This is a genomic window from Ruegeria sp. AF8 (genome assembly GCF_056541825.1).
The window spans coordinates 129014-146949 of the sequence record NZ_JBQFYW010000005.1 but is presented as its reverse complement, the minus strand read 5'-3'; the positions used below and the strand labels follow the sequence as shown (position 1 = coordinate 146949).

Sequence of the window (17936 nt, the reverse complement as noted above, 5' to 3'; positions counted from 1 at the left end):
GAGGTGCGGAATGAGCGATGTGGTGCTTTATGACTATTGGCGGTCGTCGGCCAGCTATCGGCTGCGGATTGCGCTCAACCTCGCGGGGATCGCCTATCGCCCGGTCGTGGTGGACCTGACCACGGGCGCGCAACGCAGCCCGGAACATCTGGCCCGCAATCCTCAGGGCTTTGTCCCGGTGTTGGAAATCGACGGTCTGCGGCTGACGCAATCACTGTCCATTCTCGACTATCTCGATCAGACGCGCGGGCTGAACCTGTTGCCAAAGGATCCCGCCCAGCGCGCAATGGCACAGGCACTGGCCCATGCGATAGCGGTCGACATCCACCCGGTCTGCAACCTTCAGGTCGCCAAACACGCCACGATCTTGAGCGGCGGGGCCGAAGGCATGCCGGGCGACTGGATGCGCTATTTCATCCGCCCGGGCCTGACGGCGTTTGAAACGCTGCTGGCTGAATTCGATCAGGCCCCCTATTGCACCGGCACCGCGCCGGGGCTGGCCGACATCTGCCTGATGCCGCAGATCTACAACGCGCGCCGTTGGGAAGTGGATATCTCGGACATGCCGCGCCTGCTTGCGGTCGAGGCCGCCTGCGCGGACCACCCCGCGTTTGCCGCCGCCCACCCCGACGCCAATGCGCCCGAGGCTGGATAAGGCACGCTCACATCACGCCTGCGCGCGCGTTTGCCGCGACCGCCAGACAAATCCGGTTTTGCCCAAGTGCCTTTGCAGATCGGCAACCACAAGCCCGATGGCCAGCCCGCCCGCAATCGCCAGCGCGTCGACCCACGGCGCATCCCCTTCGATTCCGGCAAGTGGCAAAAGCAGTTCGGGGACAAAACGGTGCAGCAGATAGATCGGGAAGGCCGCCTGCGCCAGCCGCATCACCGGGCGCACCAGAACTCTGGGCGCGGGTATGCGAGGCACGAAGATCAGCAGCGCGGCAAGGGCCAGAAGGCTCATATACTTGATCCAGCCGCCATACCAGTTACCGCCCATGTAGGCCGCCATCGGCATGATCAGACAAGCGGCCCCCAGCAGGATCAGGCGCTGCGCCGGGGTACGCGCCGATACGATGCACCATCCCAGCGCGAACAGGTAAAAGACCCATGGCACGGTGAATTGCGCCCGCCCATGCATCGGAAACATCTCGGGAACCGTGACACGCAAGGCCACGGCAAAGGCCAGCAATCCAAGACCGACGGCAAAGCGGCCGTGCCGCGCCAGCCAGTTTCGCAGCGGCGGGAACACAAAGGGCGCGGCCACAAGCAGGGTCATCTGCACATAGGCTTCGACGAACCAGTAAAGATAGGGCAGCATCAAATGTGTTTCGGGGGTCGTCAGAGCAAGATTTCCGAGCAAAACGACGGATGCCCAAGGCACCTGCCCCCAAACCGCGGCATTGACGGCAAGGATCAGGTAATACGGCACCAGAACCGCTGTCATGGGCAAGAAGAACGCGCGGAATTCCCCGGCCTTCAGGGCCTCCCAGCGATAGCTGGCGACGCTCATTCCCATCAGCATCACCATCGCGGCCGCACCGCCATAGACGGGCCACAATGTCTGGTGCGCGGTCACAACCGCCAGAATGGCCAATGCGCGGGCCATGATCTCGGCTGGCAGGCGGGACGAGTGATTGGGCCGGGCCTGTTCCAGTTTCCCGATCGGCATTTTCTCCCAACCGTCCGGCGCGCCACCCAGACAGGTATCAAGCGCCAGCGACAGTTCCACATGACGCAGACTGTCCCCGCCCAGAGAGGCAAAGCTGTCGTTCCGCCCGACGGCCCTGGGCGCAAAGGCGGACTGGAAAGCCGCCAGGACGCCATGGTCCGGCGGTGCGCTCAATGCCGCGGCCTTGGCTTTCAACGCCGGATAGTCAATTTTGCCGTTCGGTCGGCGGGGCAAATCCGCGAGGGAAAGAACCTGGAAATGCTGACGGCCGACACCCGCCAGCTGCGCCGCTTTTTCGGCCACCCCGACCTCCGGACCGCGCACGGCGACCGCGATGGTCCTGTCATCTCCCCAAACCGCAGCCTCATGCCCCTGTTCGGCCAGCGCCCGCTCCAACGCGTCATGGCCGATCCTCAGGCCCGCGATTTTGGACATGCGCGACAAACGGCCGGTAATCCGGAAATTCCCGTCCGCGCCGCAACGGGCCAGGTCGCCGGTCGCCAGAACGTCGAGTTCCGCCGGTCTGGACAGGTCGCTGAAATCGCTGGCATAGCCCATCATCACATTGGGGCCTTCGTAGACCAGTTCTCCTTCGGCCTCCGGCTCCGAAACCTCATGCCCGTCACCATCGCGCAGAAACATCCGCCCGCCCGGTATCGCAATTCCGATAGCGTCGGGATGGGCCGCGACCCGTTCGGGCGGCAGCCAGCTGATCCGCGCGGTTGCCTCGGTCTGGCCGTACATCACGACGAACCGCCCGCCGCGCCGTCGCATCCGGGCGTCCCATTGCAGCACCTGCTCGGGCGGCATCGCGCCGCCTGCGACTGTCAGCGTCCTCATCCCGTCAGGCAGCGCCTCCGCCAGCCCGGCGCTTTCCAGCAGACGGAAATGGTGCGGCACACCCGCCAGGCTGGTCGCGCCGGATTGCGCCAGCTGCCCGGCGAACTCCGCGTCCAGAACCGATCCGGGCGCAAGCCACAGGCTGGCGCCGCCGGACAGATGCGAATGCAGAACCGACAGCCCATAGGAATAGTGCAGCGGCAGCACCAGCGCCGCCCGGTCATCCGCCCCGATTTCCAGATATTCGGCGATGGCCCTGGCGTTGGCCCCGACCGCCTCCGACGACAGGCGCACGCCGCTCCCGTGCCCGGTGCTGCCGGATGTCTGCAACAGCAACGCAAGTTCGGGATGCAGGTCCGGCAGTTGCCAGTCATGCGTCAACAACCGCCGCCGCCCGCCTGTCTTGCGCAAGCTGGCAACCGGGCGAAACCGGGCTTCGAGGTTGCGCGCCGTCTCGGGATCCCCGGCAGGCAAAGGCATCACAGCATGACCCGCCGCCAGCGCGCCGATATAGGCCCCGATAACCGCCGGTGTCGCGTTCATCTCGATTGCGATCAGGCCGCGATCCTTTGGCAGGCGCCGCGCGAATGTCTCTGCCATATCGGCAAGTTCGACATAGGTCGTCACCTTTCCGCCGCGCAAGACCAGGCACGGGCGGTCGCCAAAAGCTTTCAGGCTGTCGAGGTGGAAAAACATCATGGCCTCCGTCTGAAGGCGGGAATATTTTTACCTAGTATTTTTGTCAAGATTGATTTCGGGCCATTGCGACCCCAATGAATACGAACGCAAAAAAGCGCCGTCCGGCACATTCTTTAGCGTGTCAATTCAACCTGACGCAGGGTCGAAGCTTCGGCGCGGGTAAGTTGTTCGCCCTGCTTGCGCTTCAGCAGAACCTCACGTGCCTGCGCGTATTGGTCATCCTGCCAGAAGATCAGGCACCCGTTGCAACCCCGTCCGCAACACCCCTCGGTGCCGACGCGATTGGTTTTGAACCGCCGGTCACCCGCGCCCTCGCCAATGCTGTCGACCAGCGCATCGCGACGGCGAGCGTAAGCCTTGGGGTTGTCACGGCCCGAGATTTCCAACCCCTGCGTCAGCTTGTCGAACCGGACCCTGTTCCATTGTTCGTCCGTAAGTGCGCGTTCCTTGCGCAGAACCGAAAAGACCGGAAAGCGGGCGCGCAATTCGTCAATATCCTCGTGGTCGAACAGCGTGAACGGCAGGCGGATCACGGTCTTGGTGCTGCCGTGGATCACCTCCAGCCGCTCGCCATCTTCGGCGCGTTCGAAATCATAGGCCCTCAGCAAAACCGTCTCGCGCGCAATGGGTGAGACGAATTCCAGCACCTCTCCGGCTTCAAGCTTGTTCTTGACCTCGACCAGAAACGCATCCTCGGTCACTTCGGTCACCACACCTGCATATTCCCACTGAGCAAGCGAGGCGGTGTGTTCGTAGTCATGCGCATAGTTGGTCAGCCGCCCTTCATGGAATGCCAGCGTATAGCCCCGGTTTCCCACCGCCTCCAGCTCGCGCATATAGGGCTTCGGGTCCCAGTTCTCGGGATCCGCAAAATAGTCGTCGATGGCCATGCGATAAGCGCGGGCGACAATGGCGGCGTAATATTCAGACTTGCCGCGCCCCTCGACCTTCAGGCTGTCGACACCGATCTTCAGGTATTCGTCAAGCTTGGGCATGATGCACAGATCGCGGGAATTGAGGATATAGGATCCTCGGTCATCTTCCTCGATGGGCATCAGTTCGCCGGGGCGGCAGCCTTCTTCCAGCAGGAACTCGAAAAGGTCGGCGTTTTCCTCGGTGATGCGGATCTCTTCGCGCGTGCCGTCCTTGAGGCGCAGTTTCAGGCCATAGTTCCAGCGGCAGGAATTGGCGCAATTGCCCTGGTTCGCCCCGCGTTCGGCCATGAAGTTCGACAACAGGCATCGGCCCGAATAGGTCATGCACATGGCGCCATGAACGAAGGCTTCAAGCTTGATATCGGGGCATTTCTCGCGAATCTCGACCAGTTCGGGGTACGAAACCTCTCGGGCCAGAACCACCAGTTCCGCCCCCTGATCCTGCCAGAATTTCACCGACAGCCAGGAACAGATATTGGCCTGGGTCGAGATATGCAGCGGCAGTTCCGGGGCGCGTTCACGGACGTATTGAAAGACACCTGGGTCGGCGATGATCAGCCCGTCGGGCCGAACCTTGCGAACCGTGTCGATATATTCATCCAGCTTGGGGATGTCCTTGTTGTGCGAAAACAGGTTCAGCGTAAGATACGCGCGACGCCCGTGGCTGTGGCAGAACTCGACCCCTTCGATCACTTCTTCCAGCGAGAACTCGGATTTCGTGCGCAGCGACAAATCCGGCGTGCCCAGATAGACAGCATCGGCCCCGTAAAGGATCGCCATCTTCAGTTTGCGCAGGTTGCCCGCAGGCATCAGCAATTCGGATCGGTTCTGTGACATGATCATGGCCAGACAATAGAAGAATGGCGTGTTCTACGGGAGAAACGCGGTATTGTGAACCGTTTTCTTGCCGATGCCAACAGGCCGCAATTGCGCACATGGTCTGTTTTGAGACGATGGATTGCCCGAAAAGCGCCAACTGTTACACTTGGCCGGACACCTTCCCGGAGAACGGCATGCCCGACATCACAGGTTATCACGCCCACATCTATTTCGACGCCGACACGCAGGGCACGGCCCGGCAGGTCTGCGAGGACGCCGCGCGCCTGTTTCCGGTGCAGATGGGCCGCATGCATGCGAAAAATGTCGGCCCGCATCCGCGCTGGAGCTGTCAGCTGGCGTTCGGCCCCGAGGCATTCGACCGCGTGATCCCCTGGCTGATGCTCAACCGACGGGGCCTGACAGTATTCACCCACCCGGAAACCGGCGATCACCTGACCGATCACCGCGACCGGGCGATCTGGATGGGCGAGATGCTTGCGCTTGACCTGTCGATCTTCGACACGCCCGGCGCCTAGGACAGCGTCCGCGCCTGATCTCGCAGAACAAATTTCTGTATCTTGCCGGTCGACGTTTTTGGCAGCGCCCCGAACACGACAGTTTTGGGGGCCTTGAAATGGGCCATGTTGTCCCGGCAAAAGGCGATCAGTTCGTCCTCGGTTGCCGCCTGTCCGGGTTTCAGTTCAACAAAAGCGCAGGGGGTTTCGCCCCATTTCTCGTCCGGCCGCGCCACCACGGCAGCCTCCATTACCGCCGGGTGTTTATAGAGGATGCCCTCGACCTCGACCGAGGAAATGTTCTCGCCCCCCGAGATGATGATATCCTTGGACCGGTCCTTGAGCGCCACATAGCCATCGGGATGCATCACACCCAGATCCCCCGAAGCGAACCATCCCCCCCTGAACGCCTTGTCGGTGGCGTCGGGGTTTTTCAGGTATCCCTTCATCACGATATTGCCCTGCATGAAGATCTCGCCCATGGTCTCGCCATCCGCCGGAACCGGTTCCAGCGTTTCGGGATCGGCCACCATCAGACCCGACAGTGCCAGATATTTGACCCCCTGCCGCACCTTGAGCGCCGCACGCTCTTCAGCCGCCTTCCCGTTCCATTCCTCTTTCCACGCGCAAACGACGGATGGGCCGTAGGTTTCCGTCAGGCCATAGACATGCGTGACCTCGACGCCCATCGCCTCCATCTTTTCGATCACTGCCGCGGGCGGTGGTGCACCGGCAGTCATCGCCTTGATTTCATGATCGAAATCCTTGAGGTGATCGGGCGCGTTCGCCAACATGTTCAGCACGATGGGCGCGCCGCAGAAATGAGTCACCTTCTCTTCCCGGAAGGCGCGATAGATCGGCTCGTCCCGCACCGCGCGCAGACAGATCGAGGTGCCCGCATTGGCGGCCATGGTCCAGGGAAAACACCAGCCGTTGCAATGAAACATCGGCAGGGTCCAAAGATAGACCGAATGCTGCCGCATCCCCCAGGTAAGGATGTTCGACGTGGCGTTCAGCGCCGCGCCCCGGTGATGATATACGACGCCCTTGGGATTTCCGGTGGTGCCCGAGGTATAGTTGAGCGCAATCGCGTCCCACTCGTCAGCGGGTAAATCCCAGGCAAAATCCGCCGCCCCTTCGGCCAGCAGCGCGTCATAGGTCAGCGCCCCCAGCTTTTCGCCGCTCTCAAAACTCGCATCCTCGATGTCGATCACCAGAAGGTCGGGCCGGTCCGCCTGCGCCAGCGCCTCTTTCACGACGCCGGAAAATTCCGGATCGACCAGCAGGACCCTGGCCTCGGCATGGCCCAGAATGAAGGCGATGATGGGCGCGTCCAGACGCGTGTTGATGGCGTTCAGGACTGCGCCGGTCATGGGAACGCCAAAATGTGCCTCGTACATCTCGGGGATGTTGGCGGCAATGATCGAAACCGTGTCGCCACGCCCGACGCCCCGCGCCGACAAAGCCCCCGCCAACCGACGGCAGCGATCATAGGTTTCGGCCCAGGTAAAGCGCCGCTCACCATATACGACGGATGGGTAATCGGGATAGATGGCGGCCGTGCGCTCCAGATAGCTGAGCGGAGACAGCGATGCGTGATTGGCACGATTCTTGTCCAGATGGCTTTCATAAATGTTGGTCTTCGTCATCTGCCATTCCTCCGTGATCTTCGATCCGAGTTTGAGCACAAAGGTTTACTTCTGACAAATCCGTAATAATACCCGCCACCAATGGACTGGAGATAAGTGATAGGCGGAACTGGCCCTATCTAACAATGCCCTTTCGCGGTGATCTGAGTTATGGAAAACAATCTGCTCAGGCGGGCTGCGCCCCGTAGACTGAGTACCGCTTCATTCTGAAAGGACATGTCATGGACGGCACGTTCAACGAAAACGATCTCTCCCGCGTAGTCGAAGCTGACCGCGCTCATATCTGGCACCACCTGATCCAGCATAAACCCTTTGAAACCAATGATCCACGCATCATTGTCGAAGGCAAGGGCATGCGCGTCTGGGATCAGAACGGCAAGGAACATCTCGACGCCGTTTCGGGCGGTGTGTGGACCGTCAATGTCGGCTATGGCCGCGAATCGATCTGCAAGGCGGTCTATGACCAGCTGATGAAGCTGTGCTACTTCGCCAATTCCGCAGGCTCGATCCCCGGCTCCATCTTTGCCGAGAAGCTGATCGACAAGATGCCGGGCATGAGCCGCGTCTACTACACCAACTCCGGCTCCGAGGCGAACGAGAAGGCCTTCAAGATGGTTCGCCAGATCGCGCACAAGCGCTATGGCGGCAAGAAGACCAAGATCCTGTACCGCGACCGCGACTATCACGGCTCGACCCTGGCGACCATGTCGGCAGGCGGTCAGGACGAGCGTACGGTGCAGTACGGCCCGTTCGCGCCTGACTTCATCCGCGTTCCGCACTGCATGGAATACCGCAAGCACGAGCTGGGCATGGAAGACCTGTCCGGTGAGGCGTTCGGCAAGGCATCCGCAGATGCGATCGAAGAAGTGATCCTGCGCGAAGGTCCCGAAACCGTTGGCGCCCTGTGCCTTGAGCCTGTGACCGCCGGTGGCGGCGTGATCGAAGCGCCCGAAGGTTACTGGGAGCGCGTTCAGGAAATCTGCAAGAAGTACGACATCCTGCTGCACATCGACGAGGTTGTCTGTGGCGTGGGCCGGACCGGCACATGGTTCGGCTATCAGCAATACGGCATCAAGCCGGACTTCGTTACCATGGCCAAAGGCGTTGCCTCGGGCTATGCGGCGATTGCCTGCATGGTCACAACCGAAGAAGTCTTTGACATGTTCAAAGACGACGCCTCGGATCCGCTGAACTACTTCCGCGACATCTCGACCTTTGGCGGTTGCACCGCCGGCCCGGCTGCCGCGATCGAGAACATGCGCATCATCGAAGACGAGAACCTGCTGCAGAACTGCATCGACATGGGTGACCGTATGATGGGTAACCTGCAGGCGCTGATGGAAAAGCACAAAGTGATCGGCGACGTGCGCGGCAAAGGCCTGTTCCTGGGCGCCGAGCTGGTGACTGACCGCACGACCAAAGACCCGATGGACGAGAAACGCGTTCAGGCGGTCGTTGCCGATTGTATGGCGCAGGGCGTCATTATCGGTGCCACCAACCGCTCGATCCCCAGCCGCAACAACACGCTGTGCTTCTCGCCTGCGCTGATCGCAACCGCAGACGATATCGACCAGATCACCGACGCCGTTGACGGTGCGCTGGGCAGGGTTTTCGGCTGAAGTGACACTGCATATCCTGCCTCTCTGATTTGAAAGAGGCAGGATATTCCCTGAACCGGCGCGCCCACCGCGCCGGTTTCTTTTTGCAACGCTTCCGATTCCGGATTGGCGAAAATGCTCGCCTTCCTGTGCTATCCTTTAGGTCTCACCGGCGGAAGGAGCGGCCATGGACAAAATTGCAGTGAACGTGAGAGTCACCGGACGGGTACAAAGAGTGGCCTTTCGCGCCTGGGCTCGGGCCGAGGCCGAACGCCTTGGCCTTTGCGGCTGGATTCGGAACGAAGCAGACGGTTCGGTGGCCGCATTGATCATTGGCCCCGATGACAGGGTCGACGCGATGCTGGACGTTCTTTCCAAAGGCCCGCCCGCCGCTCGGGTGGCCGCCGTGGATACACAGGCCGCGCCACTGAACCCGGACATCAGCGGATTTCGCATAATCCGGCGATAGAGGCCGAGTTGGCCGACACCCGTTTGCATCAGGTCACCGGCGATTGGTGCAAAACTCATGTACGGCGGAAATTTGTGCTAGAATCCAAGCGGCTAATCGGGTCGGCCACTGGAAAGGTGCACAAAGCGATGACGCAGAGATGATAAAAGGTGTGCTGCTGGACATTGCCGGGGTGCTGTCCCAAAGCGGTCAGGGCATCGCTGGCGCTGCCGATGCAGTCTCGGAACTGCGGTCCCATGGGTTGCCCATCCGCTTTCTGACCAACTCAACCCGCCGCCCCAAACGTAAAATCCTTGAGCAAATCGGCTCAATCGGTATTCCCGCCCGCCCCGAAGAGGTTCTGACACCTGCGGCGGCGGCCCGCGATTGGCTGATCGCCAACACCTTCCGGCCTCACCTTCTGGTTCACCCCGATCTCGAGGAAGACTTTGCCGATTGCCCGAAAAGTGCCCCGCCGGCCGTTGTCGTGGGCGATGCCGGCCGCTTTTTCACCTTCGAACGCCTCAACGCAGCCTTTCGCCAGATCGAAGCGGGCGCACCGTTTCTGGCGCTTGCGGCCAACCGGGTGTTCAAGGATCAGGATGGCCAGTTGAGCCTCGACGCCGGAGCCTTCATCCGGGCACTTGAGTATTCGAGCGGGCGGCAAGCCCACCTTTTCGGCAAACCGGCCGAGACATTCTTTCTGGCAGGGATTCACAGCATGGGATGCCTCCCACGTAACGTGGTGATGGTCGGCGACGATGCCGAAAGCGACGTGGCCGGTGCGATCGACGCGGGGGTGTCTCAGGGCATCCTCGTCCAGACCGGCAAATACCGCAGCGGTGACGAAAACCGTTTCCAGCCCGCCCCGACCGCCGTGGCAAGGGACATTCGTGAAGCGGTCGAAATCATCCTTACCGGGCGATGAAATCCATCGGCGGCAGCACCCGTCACGGCTTCAAAATCGTACTGCCGGTGGTCTGCCGCGCCTCCAACGCCCGATGTGCGTCGGCCACCTGTTCAAGCGGGAAACGCTGGTCTATGCGAATCTTGACCTCCGCTCCGGTCACCTTGCCGAACAGACGCCGCGCCATCGCCTGACAGACGCTGTGTTCGGCGATATGGGTAAACAGCGTCGGGCGGGTGATTTTCAGCGACCCCTTCTGCCCAAGCACTGCCAGATTGACAGGCGGCACCGGACCCGAGGCGTTGCCGAACGAGATCATCATGCCCAGCGGTTTCAGACAATCCAGAGATCCTTCGAACGTGTCCGCGCCCACCGAATCCATGACCGCATCCACCCCCTGGCCATTGGTCAGGTCCCTGACTTTTTCGGCAAAGTTCTCGGTCCGGTAATTGATGCAATGCGCCGCGCCATGAAATCGGGCAAGTTTGCACTTCTCGTCCGATCCGGCGGTTCCGATCAGGGTGATCCCCTCGGATTTGGCCCACTGGCAGGCGATCAGGCCGACCCCGCCCGCCGCCGCATGGAACAGCACTTTGTCGCCGCGTTTCAGTGGCGTGGTGCGGTGAAACAGATACTCGACAGTCAATCCCTTGAGCATCATTGCGGCGGCTTCGTCGAAACCGATCTCGTCCGGCAACGGACAAACCTGCGCGGCGGGCATTACCCGCGCTTCGCAATAGGCGCCCGGAGGTGCCGCAGCATAAGCCGCGCGCTGTCCCGGTTCCAGATGGGTCACGCCCTCGCCGACCGCGTCGATGACGCCGGACGCCTCCATCCCCAGCGCATGCGGCAACGCCAGCGGGTAAAGGCCGGACCGCTGATAGACATCGATAAAGTTCAGTCCGCACGCGTGATGGCGAATACGAACCTCTCCGGGTCCCGGTTCGCCGACCGCGCGGCTTTCGATTTGCAGAACTTCCGGGCCGCCGGTTTGGTGAATGACAACGGTGCGCGCGATATCGTTCATGACTGTCTCCTCCGGTTCCGCTTCAGGCTAACATACCATGCCCATTGAACAATCCCTGCATCGCAGAGAGGTGATCCGCGATCGAAGATCAATTGTGCTATACTATCTTTAGGCGCTGCCGGTGGGTCCGGCCAAGAGCGTCAATACAGCCGGATCGTTCCGTGGCGCATCTCCGCCAAGGAAAGGGATGATCATGGCGAAAACAATCGGAAACCCGATCAGCTGGGCCGCCCGCAATCTCGGCGCCACCAGCGATCACCTAACCGACAGCATCGGACAGATCGGCAGTGCCGATATCGAGCATCCGCCGATGGTGCAGACCCTGACAATGCAGGATATCAAGGCGGCGCTTCAGGCGGGCCGCGAGGATTTTCTGGCAACCCGCGCCGACGCCATTTTCATCGCGGTAATCTACCCGCTTGTCGGGATCGTGCTGTTCGGCTTCGGGCTGCAAAAGGACATGGTGCCGCTTCTGGCGCCTCTGGTCGCCGGATTCGCGATTCTGGGCCCGGTTGCCGCCGTGGGCCTGTATGAAATCAGCCGCCGCCGCGAAATGGGCAAAGAGGTGCACTGGCTGGACGCTTTCGGCGTGTTCCGTTCTCCGTCTTTCGGGGCGATCCTCGCGCTCGGCTTCTACCTGACGATGCTGTTCCTGATATGGCTGATGGCGGCGCAAAGCATCTATGCCAGCACGCTTGGCCCTGATGCCCCGGCCTCCCTGTCGTCGTTTATTCGCGACACCTTCACCACGAGCGCAGGCTGGACGATGATCGCGGTCGGAACCGCCGTCGGTTTCTGCTTTGCGCTGGTGGCGCTCGCGATCAGCGTGGTAAGCTTCCCGCTGCTGCTCGACCGTCATGTCGGCGTGCCGGTGGCCATCGTGACGTCGGTCCGGGTCCTGCGCCACAATCCTGTAGTCATTCTGACCTGGGGCTTCATCGTTGCGGCACTGCTGGTGCTGGGGTCGATCCCACTACTGCTCGGGTTGATCTTCGTCATGCCGTTGCTGGGTCACGCCACCTGGCACCTCTATCGCCGGGCCGTCGCCTGAACCGGATTCCCGGCACGCACCGGCGCGGGGGCCGGTGCGGTTTCGCCCGCGCGCTACCCCGCGACCTTCAGCACGATCTTCCCGATATGGCCTGAACTTTCCATCCGCGCATGCGCTTTCGCGGCCTCTGCCAGATCGAACTCACTGTCCATGACCGGGGCCACCCTGCCCGCCTCCAGCAGCGGCCAGACCGCTTCGCGCAGGTCCTGGGCGATCTGCGCCTTGGCCAGGTCGCTTTGCGGGCGCAGCGTGCTGCCGGTCAGGGTCAGCCGCTTGACCATCATCAGGGCAAAGTTCAATTCGACCACCGGCCCTTGCAGAAAGGCGATCTGGACCAGACGCCCGTCCTCGGCCAGCGCCTTGACGTTGCGCGGGATATAATCGCCCCCCACCATGTCGAGGATCAGGTTCGCGCCGCCTTCGCTGCGCATCACCTTGACGAAATCCTCGTCCCTGTAATTTATTGCCCGCTCCGCGCCCAGTTCGACGCAGGCCGCGCATTTTTCGTCCGATCCGGCGGTGGCAAAGACGCGTGCGCCAAACGCGTTGGCCAGTTGGATCGCGGTCGTCCCGATGCCGCTGGAGCCACCATGAACCAGAAACCGCTCACCTGCTTTCAACCCGCCACGGGTGAAAACATTGGACCAGACGGTAAAGAAGGTTTCGGGCAGGCAGGCGGCCTGTTTCATATCCATACCCGCCGGGACCGGCAGGCAATGTGCCGCAGGGGTCGCGACATATTCGGCATAGCCGCCGCCCGGCAACAGCGCACAGACCTTGTCGCCGACCGACAGCCCCTCGACCCCCGGACCCACGGCCACAACCTCGCCCGAGGCTTCCAGACCCGGCAGGTCAGAGGCGCCCGGCGGCGGGTTATAGGCCCCGGCGCGCTGCAGCGCGTCGGGACGGTTCACGCCGGCATAGGCCACTTTCAGAATCACCTGCCCGTTTGCCGGTTCGGGCACCGGGCGTTCGGTCAATTGCAACACATCCGGCCCGCCGGGGCTGGTGATCTCGACGGCACGCATCGTTTGGGTCATCGGCAAATCTCCTTTGTCCCCTGCCTAGCAGGCGGCATCCCGAAGGCAAAGCCGCAAGCGACCGATCTCGATCTATTTCCGGGGGGACAGCGAACCGGGCAGATCCGTGCCGGATTTCGATGGCGCGCGAATCTGACCGGCCAGCCAGTTCGGCACCGCGAGGAACGGTTTGAACAACGGGTTCTTGTTGACCTGCGCCTTGACCTTTTCGAACTGCATCACATCGCCAATCCGGCGATCCAGAAACTCCCAAGTCGCCTGATGCTCGGGCGAGTCGTCGCCCAGCCAGAACAGCACGGTCGAGGAATAGACCCCCGACAGCGTCATACGCTTGGTATACCAGTTCACATCCTCGGACGTGTCCCCGAGCGCGGTCCAGATCAGGTCGCAGGTGCCCCAGATTGCCTTGGCGCCATCGGCGGCATGGGAAGGCAGCGAAAACAGGGTCACGCCACGGCGAACCGCCTCCTTGTCCTCGACAGCCTCCAGCCGAAATCGCACGGCAGCCGCAATTTTCTCGCGAAATTTCAAGCCGCCGAGGTCCTCTGTTTCAAGCCGCCGCAGCATTTCGGCATCGCCGCGCGCGTGCAGAGCCAGGGCCAGATCGACCGCCCCGCGCGGGCAGATCGCACGCGCCAGTCCTTCGTCCATATCGCTGTCGGCGATGGCCGCGCGGAACGTGGCTTCGGACCAGCCGTCGAAGGGAACATGGGACAGGGCCGCGTCCAGCAGTTGTTCTTTTGCGTCTTCATATGCCGTTGTCATCGCCGCTCTCCTTGTTCTGGCCCCAGTACTAGACAAGTTCACCGCGCTTTGCTATACGGCCACTTCCTGCAATTTCCTTGCAACTCTATCTAGAAAGGTGGTGACAACCACATGCAGGTTAGTGTTCGCGACAACAATGTCGATCAGGCGCTTCGTGCCCTGAAGAAAAAGCTGCAGCGCGAAGGCGTGTTCCGTGAAATGAAGCTCAAGCAACATTTCGAGAAACCGTCCGAGAAAAAAGCGCGCGAGAAAGCTGAAGCGATCCGCCGTGCCCGTAAACTGGCGCGCAAGAAGCTCCAGCGTGAAGGTCTGCTCTGAGCAAATCTCCTCCGGCTTTGGATGACACTATTTGACGACCCCCGCGGCCCCGCCCCGGGGGTTTGTCGTTTTTGTACCGGGTTTCGTGCCGCGATTGATCGGATTGTACAAAAGAGCTCGGGGCGAATTCACCGCTGCCGCATCACGCCCAGCCCGCGGCGGCGTACCACGCGGCGGCCCTGCAAGGTCTCGCGGATGATGATCATCCCGCCAGCCCCGACGATCAGAATCAGCCCGACCCAGGTCGTCAGACCCGGCAGCGCACCAAAGACCAGATACCCCCACAAAACCGACCATGGCAGATAGGTGTATTCGAAAGGGGTGACGACGCTTGCTTCGGCCAGGCGATACGCCTGGCTGAGGGCAAAGAACCCGACGCCGGAGATACAGCCCAGCGCCAGCAGGAAACCCCAGTCGGTGGTGCTGGGTTCCGCCCATTGCCGAAACAGGAATGCAACGCTTGGATGTGGCGAGGTGACCTCGGCTATCGAAAAGACGATCCCCAACAGGCCGCCCGCAGCGATAAAGAACACCACCGAGAAAAGTGTCATCGTGCCGCCGTTGCTGCGGTGACCGATCCGCCGGGTGCAGATGATCGAGATTGCGTAGGTCACGGCCGCCAGCAATGCGAGTACGGCTGCGGGTTCGAACACCGAGGCTCCGGGCTGCACGATCACGACGACACCAGCCAGGCCCAGCATCACCGCAAGCCAGCGGAAAACCCCGATTCGTTCGCCCAGGAATATGGTCGCCAGTATGGTGACGAAAATGGGCGTCGAAAACGTGATGGCGGCGGTTTCGGCCATTCCGATGGCGGCAAGCGCCATGTAATAGAGCAGATAGGAGCAGAATCCGGACGCCGCGCGCAGAAACTGCAGCGGCATCGAGCCGAGCTTCAGTGGCCGGAGCGAGCCTTCGCACCACGCGATCCCGACCACGATCGGCAAGGCGAAAACGCCCCGCCAGAACACGATCTGATGGACGGCGAATTCGCCGCTGAGGCTTTTGATGATCACGTCCTGAATCGGAAATAACGTGGTCGCCAGCAGCAACCAACCGATACCCTGTAAGGGGTGGTTATCCGCAAAGTTCAAGGCAGTGACCGAAGGCGAAGAAGGGCTGGAAGTCATGCGCATCCCCGAGTGACAGATTCTGGCAGTCAGGCCACGGAGGATGCCAGAGCAACAAACCCCGTCTTGTTTCCGAACGACCAGGGGGTCGTTTGCGGGCCAGGTCACCAAAATATGACCGGCGCGATTGCCCAACACGGGTTTCCGGCGGCGCGGTTCGTTTTTGACCCGACCAACCATAAGGTTATTGCCCGGAAATCGTCTGATTTCTGCCCACGCGCCAAATCCGACACGTCCTTGCCTCAATGCCGCCACTAATCAAGGAAACAAAAGGCGCATCAGGAGGCACATTATGTCGGCAGCAGCCACTCTCGAACGGCAGAGTCCGAAATTGATCGACGCGGCCTGTGGACCCAACGGAACGACCCCCTCGGCGTTGGAGACACGCGTGAACGATCTTGCGGATAACTGCCGGGGCGACACGCGCTCGAACCCAGCCGGGCGCATCGCAAACGCGAGTGCGGCCACGACCGTCTTTCTGTTCTGACCACCACTCACGAGTCGGCGCGCCAACTCATGGCGCGCCGACCCGAACCCCGATCAATAGATCTTGGGCACGTAGAGCTCGTCCGGCAGCACCCGGCGTTCATAGTCGGGGTTGTAGCGCCTGTCCGGCAGCGTGACCTTTTCCTGCGGCACGTCCTCGTAGGGGATCTTGGTCAAAAGGTGTTCGATGCAGTTCAGCCGTTCACGTTTCTTGTCGTTGCCCTCGACGATGTACCAGGGCGCCTCGGGGATGTTGGTGCGGAAGAACATATCCTCTTTCGCCTTGGTGTAGGCCTCCCAGCGGATGCGGGATTCCAGATCCATCGGCGACAGTTTCCACTGCTTCATCGGGTCGTGGATACGCATGAGGAATCGCAGCTGCTGTTCCTCGTCGGTGATCGAGAACCAGTATTTCAGCAGAATGATGCCTGACCGTACCAGCATCCGTTCGAATTCGGGAACGTCCTGAAAGAACTGTTCGACCTGATCCTCGGAGGCAAAGCCCATGACCCGCTCGACCCCGGCGCGGTTGTACCACGAGCGGTCGAAAAACACGATTTCACCGGCGGCGGGCAGGTGTGGCACATAGCGCTGGAAATACCACTGGCTTTGTTCCCGGCGGCTGGGGGCGGGCAAGGCCACGACACGGGCGACGCGCGGGTTCAGGCGCTGGGTGATCCGCTTGATCACCCCGCCCTTGCCGGCGCTGTCGCGGCCTTCGAACAGGATACAGACCTTGGCGCCGGTATGCACCACCCAGTCCTGTACCTTGATCAGTTCCGCCTGCAGACGCAGCAGATTGCGGAAATAAACCCCGCGATCGAGCATCTCGGGGTGCTGGTCGCGATAGATCTTGCGAACTTCCATCGACAGCATCGGTTCATTGAACTCGATCTCGATATCCTCGTCGAACGTGTCCTGCAGTTCCGCTTCCAGCCAATCTTCCGGAGAAATTTCTTTTTCGTAAGCCAATGTCCGCTCCTTGTCCGTTCACGTCTCTCAAGTATTCCCGATGGGTGCCGGCCCGGCCTGCCGACGCGAAAATGCGCGACGGCACCGGGCGTTCCGGATGCCTGAGAGGTACTATGTCGAAAATCGAATGTGGACCTCAAATCCGGCGGATACAACCACCCGGGCCTTGAATTGACGCTTTCTTGCCGCCACCAAGGGCGGAACCACCGGAGAGGCCCGTCAATGCCCGCATTTCTGTCCCTGCTGCCGGGTATCTGGCCCTGGCTGATCCTGTTTGTCGCCCTGACACTGGCGTTTTTCGGGCGTGTGGCGCTGGCCCTGACGCTGCTGGCGGTGTTCGGCGCAGTGCTGCTGGCGCTTGAGATTGCGTCCCCGCTGGCACTGACGGTTATTACCCTGGGACTGGCGGGCGCGGCGCGGCTGCCCCGGCTGAGCGGTTGGGCATCGTGGGCAGGGCATGGCGCCCTTGTTCTGTGGTGCATCGCGCTGGGGGCGCATGTCGTTCCCGGCGTGCGAAACCTGCTGGTGCTCGACGCGGTTCACTCGGGCCCCGGCAGCGCTCCGTTCAGCCTGTATTACAACCTCGACAAACCCATGGTGTTTTTCGCCGTGCTTCTGGCCTGCCCTGCGGCCCTGCGGTCAAAAACCCGCCTTCACCCGCTTGCCCTGATGTGCGGGATCATCCTTTTGCCCGGCCTGTTCATTCTGGCCGGTCTGTCGGGCGCGTTGCGGCCGGAACCGGGCCTGCCGGACTGGTGGCCGATCTTTGCCCTGTCCAACCTGTTCCTGACCTGCATGGCGGAAGAAGCCTTTTTTCGCGGCTATCTGCAAACCGGTCTGGTCCGGCGGATCGGACCGGCGGCGGGTGTGGCCACTGCCAGCCTGCTGTTTGGACTTGCGCATATCGGCGGCGGGCCGGTCCTTGCCGGCTTCGCCGCCCTGTTGGGACTGGCCTGCGGGCTGGGCTATTGGGCGACCGGCAGGTTGTGGGTTCCGGTGGCGATGCATTTCGCCTTCAACTTTGCCCATCTCGCCCTGTTCACCTATCCCGCCCCGATTTGAGCC

General features: G+C 61.6%; 17 protein-coding genes. 9 read left to right on the top strand and 8 right to left on the bottom strand.

Annotated elements, in window-relative coordinates:
• Positions 1-10 precede the first annotated feature (10 nt).
• Entirely contained in the window at positions 11-655 is a 645-nt protein-coding gene (gene maiA / locus ACR0AO_RS11345; protein WP_480603468.1) for a maleylacetoacetate isomerase, read from the top strand.
• 12 nt (positions 656-667) lie between these two features.
• On the opposite strand, the gene ACR0AO_RS11340 is transcribed toward maiA, so the two are convergent.
• Together ACR0AO_RS11340 and ACR0AO_RS11335 are read right to left on the bottom strand one after the other, a co-directional pair.
• Positions 668-3208 carry an AMP-binding protein gene (locus ACR0AO_RS11340; RefSeq protein WP_480603466.1) on the bottom strand — a complete coding sequence of 847 codons (2541 nt, stop codon included), beginning with the start codon at positions 3206-3208 and terminating at the stop codon, positions 668-670.
• A gap of 116 nt (positions 3209-3324) precedes the next feature.
• The gene (locus ACR0AO_RS11335; protein WP_480603464.1) at positions 3325-4983 is read right to left on the bottom strand and encodes a U32 family peptidase C-terminal domain-containing protein; all 1659 of its coding nucleotides are present in this window, start codon (positions 4981-4983) and stop codon (positions 3325-3327) included.
• Between the two features lie 176 nt (positions 4984-5159).
• On the opposite strand from ACR0AO_RS11335, the gene ACR0AO_RS11330 reads away from it, so the two are divergent.
• The gene (locus ACR0AO_RS11330) at positions 5160-5501 is read left to right on the top strand and encodes a DOPA 4,5-dioxygenase family protein (protein WP_480603462.1); all 342 of its coding nucleotides are present in this window, start codon (positions 5160-5162) and stop codon (positions 5499-5501) included.
• On the opposite strand, the gene ACR0AO_RS11325 is transcribed toward ACR0AO_RS11330, so the two are convergent.
• Positions 5498-7129, bottom strand: a complete 1632-nt coding sequence (locus ACR0AO_RS11325) for an acyl-CoA synthetase (RefSeq protein ID WP_480603460.1) — start codon at positions 7127-7129, stop codon at positions 5498-5500. The genes ACR0AO_RS11330 and ACR0AO_RS11325 overlap by 4 nt on opposite strands.
• Before the next feature lie 221 nt (positions 7130-7350).
• Between ACR0AO_RS11325 and ACR0AO_RS11320 the strand changes: the two genes are divergently transcribed.
• The 3 genes from ACR0AO_RS11320 to ACR0AO_RS11310 all read left to right on the top strand — a co-directional run bounded on the left by ACR0AO_RS11320 (position 7351) and on the right by ACR0AO_RS11310 (position 10103).
• Positions 7351-8748, top strand: a complete 1398-nt coding sequence (locus tag ACR0AO_RS11320) for an aminotransferase family protein (protein WP_480603458.1) — start codon at positions 7351-7353, stop codon at positions 8746-8748.
• 166 nt (positions 8749-8914) lie between these two features.
• Positions 8915-9196, top strand: coding sequence for an acylphosphatase (locus ACR0AO_RS11315; RefSeq protein WP_480603456.1), 282 nt, complete (start codon positions 8915-8917; stop codon positions 9194-9196).
• Between the two features lie 139 nt (positions 9197-9335).
• Positions 9336-10103, top strand: a complete 768-nt coding sequence (locus tag ACR0AO_RS11310; protein ID WP_480603455.1) for a TIGR01458 family HAD-type hydrolase — start codon at positions 9336-9338, stop codon at positions 10101-10103.
• 22 nt (positions 10104-10125) lie between these two features.
• Here ACR0AO_RS11310 and ACR0AO_RS11305 read toward each other — a convergent pair whose 3' ends face one another.
• On the bottom strand, positions 10126-11109 hold the full coding sequence (locus tag ACR0AO_RS11305; protein ID WP_480603453.1) for a quinone oxidoreductase family protein: 984 nt from the start codon (positions 11107-11109) through the stop codon (positions 10126-10128).
• 193 nt (positions 11110-11302) lie between these two features.
• Between ACR0AO_RS11305 and ACR0AO_RS11300 the strand changes: the two genes are divergently transcribed.
• Positions 11303-12160, top strand: coding sequence for a DUF2189 domain-containing protein (locus ACR0AO_RS11300; RefSeq protein ID WP_480603451.1), 858 nt, complete (start codon positions 11303-11305; stop codon positions 12158-12160).
• A 53-nt stretch (positions 12161-12213) separates the two neighbouring features.
• Here ACR0AO_RS11300 and ACR0AO_RS11295 read toward each other — a convergent pair whose 3' ends face one another.
• Together ACR0AO_RS11295 and ACR0AO_RS11290 are read right to left on the bottom strand one after the other, a co-directional pair.
• Entirely contained in the window at positions 12214-13200 is a 987-nt protein-coding gene (locus tag ACR0AO_RS11295; RefSeq protein ID WP_480603449.1) for an NAD(P)H-quinone oxidoreductase, read from the bottom strand.
• A 72-nt stretch (positions 13201-13272) separates the two neighbouring features.
• The gene (locus ACR0AO_RS11290) at positions 13273-13965 is read right to left on the bottom strand and encodes a COQ9 family protein (protein ID WP_480603447.1); all 693 of its coding nucleotides are present in this window, start codon (positions 13963-13965) and stop codon (positions 13273-13275) included.
• 111 nt (positions 13966-14076) lie between these two features.
• On the opposite strand from ACR0AO_RS11290, the gene rpsU reads away from it, so the two are divergent.
• Positions 14077-14283 (top strand): 30S ribosomal protein S21, encoded by a 207-nt coding sequence (gene rpsU, locus ACR0AO_RS11285; RefSeq protein WP_024088814.1) that lies wholly within the window; start codon positions 14077-14079, stop codon positions 14281-14283.
• Positions 14284-14411: 128 nt separating this feature from the next.
• On the opposite strand, the gene ACR0AO_RS11280 is transcribed toward rpsU, so the two are convergent.
• Positions 14412-15413: a DMT family transporter gene (locus ACR0AO_RS11280; protein WP_480603444.1), complete on the bottom strand. Its 1002-nt coding sequence runs from the start codon at positions 15411-15413 to the stop codon at positions 14412-14414.
• Positions 15414-15705: 292 nt separating this feature from the next.
• Here ACR0AO_RS11280 and ACR0AO_RS11275 point away from each other — a divergent pair, with 292 nt between their 5' ends.
• Positions 15706-15900 (top strand): hypothetical protein, encoded by a 195-nt coding sequence (locus ACR0AO_RS11275; RefSeq protein WP_480603442.1) that lies wholly within the window; start codon positions 15706-15708, stop codon positions 15898-15900.
• Positions 15901-15953: 53 nt separating this feature from the next.
• Here the strand turns inward: ACR0AO_RS11275 and ppk2 are convergent, their stop codons facing one another.
• Positions 15954-16871 carry a polyphosphate kinase 2 gene (gene ppk2, locus ACR0AO_RS11270; protein ID WP_480603440.1) on the bottom strand — a complete coding sequence of 306 codons (918 nt, stop codon included), beginning with the start codon at positions 16869-16871 and terminating at the stop codon, positions 15954-15956.
• Positions 16872-17093: 222 nt separating this feature from the next.
• Here ppk2 and ACR0AO_RS11265 point away from each other — a divergent pair, with 222 nt between their 5' ends.
• Positions 17094-17933 carry a CPBP family intramembrane glutamic endopeptidase gene (locus ACR0AO_RS11265; protein WP_480603439.1) on the top strand — a complete coding sequence of 280 codons (840 nt, stop codon included), beginning with the start codon at positions 17094-17096 and terminating at the stop codon, positions 17931-17933.
• Positions 17934-17936 lie beyond the last annotated feature (3 nt).

What these genes read in the sequence shown, in the direction of transcription:
- maiA (WP_480603468.1), top strand. Translation starts at nt 11, where the DNA reads ATGAGCGATGTGGTGCTTTATGACTATTGGCGGTCGTCGGCCAGCTAT.
- ACR0AO_RS11340 (WP_480603466.1), bottom strand. Translation starts at nt 3,208, where the DNA reads ATGTTTTTCCACCTCGACAGCCTGAAAGCTTTTGGCGACCGCCCGTGC.
- ACR0AO_RS11335 (WP_480603464.1), bottom strand. Translation starts at nt 4,983, where the DNA reads ATGTCACAGAACCGATCCGAATTGCTGATGCCTGCGGGCAACCTGCGC.
- ACR0AO_RS11330 (WP_480603462.1), top strand. Translation starts at nt 5,160, where the DNA reads ATGCCCGACATCACAGGTTATCACGCCCACATCTATTTCGACGCCGAC.
- ACR0AO_RS11325 (WP_480603460.1), bottom strand. Translation starts at nt 7,129, where the DNA reads ATGACGAAGACCAACATTTATGAAAGCCATCTGGACAAGAATCGTGCC.
- ACR0AO_RS11320 (WP_480603458.1), top strand. Translation starts at nt 7,351, where the DNA reads ATGGACGGCACGTTCAACGAAAACGATCTCTCCCGCGTAGTCGAAGCT.
- ACR0AO_RS11315 (WP_480603456.1), top strand. Translation starts at nt 8,915, where the DNA reads ATGGACAAAATTGCAGTGAACGTGAGAGTCACCGGACGGGTACAAAGA.
- ACR0AO_RS11310 (WP_480603455.1), top strand. Translation starts at nt 9,336, where the DNA reads ATGATAAAAGGTGTGCTGCTGGACATTGCCGGGGTGCTGTCCCAAAGC.
- ACR0AO_RS11305 (WP_480603453.1), bottom strand. Translation starts at nt 11,109, where the DNA reads ATGAACGATATCGCGCGCACCGTTGTCATTCACCAAACCGGCGGCCCG.
- ACR0AO_RS11300 (WP_480603451.1), top strand. Translation starts at nt 11,303, where the DNA reads ATGGCGAAAACAATCGGAAACCCGATCAGCTGGGCCGCCCGCAATCTC.
- ACR0AO_RS11295 (WP_480603449.1), bottom strand. Translation starts at nt 13,200, where the DNA reads ATGACCCAAACGATGCGTGCCGTCGAGATCACCAGCCCCGGCGGGCCG.
- ACR0AO_RS11290 (WP_480603447.1), bottom strand. Translation starts at nt 13,965, where the DNA reads ATGACAACGGCATATGAAGACGCAAAAGAACAACTGCTGGACGCGGCC.
- rpsU (WP_024088814.1), top strand. Translation starts at nt 14,077, where the DNA reads ATGCAGGTTAGTGTTCGCGACAACAATGTCGATCAGGCGCTTCGTGCC.
- ACR0AO_RS11280 (WP_480603444.1), bottom strand. Translation starts at nt 15,413, where the DNA reads ATGACTTCCAGCCCTTCTTCGCCTTCGGTCACTGCCTTGAACTTTGCG.
- ACR0AO_RS11275 (WP_480603442.1), top strand. Translation starts at nt 15,706, where the DNA reads ATGTCGGCAGCAGCCACTCTCGAACGGCAGAGTCCGAAATTGATCGAC.
- ACR0AO_RS11265 (WP_480603439.1), top strand. Translation starts at nt 17,094, where the DNA reads ATGCCCGCATTTCTGTCCCTGCTGCCGGGTATCTGGCCCTGGCTGATC.